The following is a 1,240-nucleotide window of genomic DNA, read 5'->3' as shown; positions in this document are numbered from 1 at the left end:
TGGAGTTGACGGCTATGAGGCCGGACAGCTACGTCCCAACGGGTTCTACGAGGAAAGCACAGTGCGGGACTACCCGGTCAGAGGCCGGAAGATGACCTTTCACGTCAAGCGTCGCCGTTGGGTTGAGATTGAGACAGGTAAGAGCGTTTCAAAACGCTGGGACATAGTAGCTGAAGGCACCCGCTTCTCGAAAGAGTTCGCGGCTTTTTTAAAAGGTATGCTTGGACAGATACCCGATTACGGGCCGCTCTCTTGAGTGGTTCTTCGATATTGACGGAGACCTGTTCGAGCGTCAGTACAAACGCCATCTGAGCGGTTACTGGCAATGGAAAGACACCGCAGAGGGACTACATGCCGAGCAATGGCGTGTCTTCCCTGAAAACATCGGAGAACACCTGAGTATTGATGAGACATCATTGAGTAATGGCGAACTATATACGATTGTTACCAACAAAGCAGCTCACGGGCGAAAACATTCCATAGTGGCCATAGTACTTGGAACTGACTCTGATACGGTACTGCACGCATTAAGACAGATTAACAGTCGTCTGCGCAACAAGGTGATTGAGATAACTCTTGATCTGGCCGACAGCATGCACCGTATATGCCGCTATGCTTTCCCTAGGGCAAAGCGCGTTATTGACCGCTTTCATGTTCAGAAGCTGGCGCTGGAAGCCGTGCAGGAGATACGCATCAAGCATCGCTGGGACGCCGTAAATGCTGATACCGAAGCGCGTGAACAAGCAAAATTATCAGGCGAGAAGTATGTGCCTGAACGGCTTCCAAATGGCGACACTCTCAAGGAGCTACTTGCCCGTGGACGTTATGCATTGTTCAAATCCCCTGATAAATGGACTGAATCCCAACGGCAGCGCATTGATCTGATGTTCTCGCTCTATCCTGATCTTAAAGAGGCATACTGGTTATCTCAGCATCTCAGAGCAATATTTTCTAGCAAGAAATCCACTCCCGATACCGCCCGGCTCAATCTTGCTCGTTGGTATAATAAGGTGGCTGAATCAGGTTTTAAGTCTTTCAACACCATCGCTGCTACCTTTTACGAACACTCCGATGAAATAATAAACTTCTTTGATAACCGATCTACAAACGCATCCGCCGAGTCCATCAACTCTAAAATAAAGGCATTCAGAGCCAAACTACACGGTGTCAACGATACTAAATTCTTTATCTTCCGCCTTTGCAATCTATACGCATAAACACAGGTTTATTACCATGCGCC

The 1,240-nt window shown here is 48.3% G+C and carries 2 protein-coding genes; both read left to right on the top strand.

The window, feature by feature from the left end; all coding sequences use genetic code 11:
* On the top strand, positions 1–256 hold a 256-nt coding region (locus ACGHVY_RS24770), incomplete at its 5' end, for a hypothetical protein (RefSeq protein ID WP_390602129.1).
* Complete coding sequence (locus ACGHVY_RS24765) at positions 222–1,217, top strand: transposase (protein WP_390599313.1); 996 nt, start codon at positions 222–224, stop codon at positions 1,215–1,217. The genes ACGHVY_RS24770 and ACGHVY_RS24765, both read left to right, overlap by 35 nt.
* Positions 1,218–1,240 lie beyond the last annotated feature (23 nt).

This window comes from Bacteroides sp. f07 (assembly GCF_042854785.1).
In the GTDB taxonomy this organism is placed as follows: Bacteria; Bacteroidota; Bacteroidia; order Bacteroidales; family Bacteroidaceae; genus Bacteroides.
This window is presented reverse-complemented; position numbering and strand designations above follow the sequence as displayed.